Source organism: Rhizobacter sp. P3_B12 (assembly GCF_056402895.1).
On record NZ_JBFUGN010001029.1, the window covers coordinates 1 to 2,123 of the forward strand.

The 2,123-nt window shown below is 74.1% G+C and carries 2 protein-coding genes; one reads left to right on the forward strand and one right to left on the reverse strand.

Annotated features, from left to right (window positions below):
- A partial coding sequence (locus tag AC1D01_RS31625; RefSeq protein WP_477873470.1) for a 2,4-dienoyl-CoA reductase FMN-binding domain-containing protein occupies positions 1 to 1,186 on the reverse strand: 1,186 nt, incomplete at its 3' end.
- Between the two features lie 108 nt (positions 1,187 to 1,294).
- On the opposite strand from AC1D01_RS31625, the gene AC1D01_RS31630 reads away from it, so the two are divergent.
- Positions 1,295 to 2,123, forward strand: an 829-nt coding sequence (locus AC1D01_RS31630) for a FecR family protein (protein WP_477873471.1), incomplete at its 3' end; no start/stop codon positions are given.

A 2,123-nucleotide genomic window follows, 5' to 3' on the forward strand; every position in this document is an offset into this window, starting at 1 on the left:
CGGCCGGCCCGGCGCCGACCACCGCGACGCGGCGCCGCTGCCGCGCCGGCCGCTGCACCAGCACCGTCTCGCGCGCCGCGTGCGGGTTGACGAGGCAGGTCGCGAGCTGCGCCTTGAACGCATGGTCGAGGCAGGCCTGGTTGCAGGCGATGCAGGTGTTGATGGCCTGCGGCCGCCCGGCCGCGGCCTTGTTGACGAAGGCCGGGTCGGCCAGCAGCGGGCGCGCCAGGCTCACCAGGTCGGCACAGCCGTCGGCCAGCAGCTGCTCGGCGACCTCGGGCGTGTTGATGCGGTTGCTGGTGACCAGCGGGATCGTCAGGCCGGCGGCGCGCAGCTCGCGGCGCATCGTCTGCGTGACCGATGCGAACGCGCCGCGCGGCACGCTGGTGGCGATGGTCGGCACGCGCGCCTCGTGCCAGCCGATGCCGGTGTTCAGGATCGTCGCGCCGGCCTGCGCGACCGCCTTCGCGAGCGCGACCACCTCGGGCCAGCTGCTGCCGTCGGGGATCAGGTCGATCATCGACAGCCGGTAGATCAGGATGAAATCGGGCCCGACCGCCTCGCGCACGCGGCGCACGATCTCCACCGGCAGCCGCATGCGGTTCTCGTACGAGCCGCCCCAATCGTCGCGCCGCTGGTTGGTGTGCGTCACCAGGAACTGGTTGATCAGGTAGCCCTCGCTGCCCATGATCTCGACACCGTCGTAGCCGGCCTCGCGCGCCAGCAGCGCGCAGCGCACGAAGGCGCGGATCTGCCGCTCGATGCCGCGCACCGACAGCTCGCGCGGCGTGAACGGCGAGATCGGCGAGGGGATGCGCGACGGCGCGACGCAGAACGGGTGGTAGCCGTAGCGCCCGGTGTGCAGGATCTGCAGCGCGATGCGCCCGCCCTCGGCATGCACGGCGCCGGTCACCTCGCGGTGGCGGCGCGCCGCCCCGCTGCTGGCCAGCATGCCGGCGAACGGCTTGGTCCAGCCGGCGATGTTCGGCGCGAAGCCGCCGGTCACCATCAGCCCGACGCCGCCGCGCGCGCGCTCGGCGAAGAACGCGGCCATCGCCGGGAAGTGCTTGCGGCCGTCCTCCAGGCCGGTGTGCATGCTGCCCATCAGCACGCGGTTGCGCAGCGTGACGAAGCCGAGGTCGAGCGGGTCGAGCAGGTGGGGATACGGTGCAGGATAGGGGGTCATCGGGAGGGCACGAAGCGGTCGGCCCATGCTATCTTTCCGCGCTCTGGGCCGGGTCAGGGCTTGGCCGCATAGACGCGCCGGGTTGCATCGGGTCAGAGGGGAGGCACGATGTCTCGTTCGCCCGCCGGCAATGCAATGCGCAGTGCATGGGGTGCCTTTGCGGCGCTCGCCTGGGCCACCGCCTGCGCCGCTGCGCTGGCCGCCGACGTGGCGCCTGCTGCCGCTGCCACCTCCGCGCCGGCGCCGGCCACCGATTGGCACTACCGCGTCGTCCCCGGCGACACCCTCTACAGCATCGCCAACAGCTACCTCGCCCCCGGCAGCGGCTGGCAGCGGCTGCAGCGCCTGAACCGCGTCGCCGACCCGAAGCGGCTCGAACCGGGCCGCCAGCTGCGCCTGCCCGTGGCCTGGCTGCGTGCCGAGGCGACGGTCGCGAGCGTCGCCTTCCTCGCGGGCGGCGCCCAGCGCGAGCGCGCCGGCGAGCGCATCGCGCTGGTGGTCGGCGACACGCTGCAGCCGGGCGACCTGCTGCGCACCGAGGCCGACGCGAACCTGACGCTGCGCCTGGTCGACTCGACCCGCGTGCTGGTCTCCGGCGGCTCGCTGCTGCGCATGGACTCGCTGCTGGTGTTCGGCCACAGCGGCGTCACGCGCTCGCAGCTCTCGCTCGAGCAGGGCGAGGCGGAATCGCGCGTCAACCCACGGCGCACGCCCGGATCGGCCTACGACATCCGCACGCCGGTGCTGACGCTGGGGGTGCGCGGCACCGAGTTCCGCGTGCGCACCGCCGCCGGCAGCACGGCGGCCGAAGTCACCGAAGGGCGCGTCGCGGCGAGCGTCGGCCGCAAGCCGGTGGCGACCATCGGCGACGGCTTCGGCATGGTGGCCGGTGGCGTCGGCGTCTCGGCGGTGCGGCCGCTGCCGCCGGCCCCGGGCC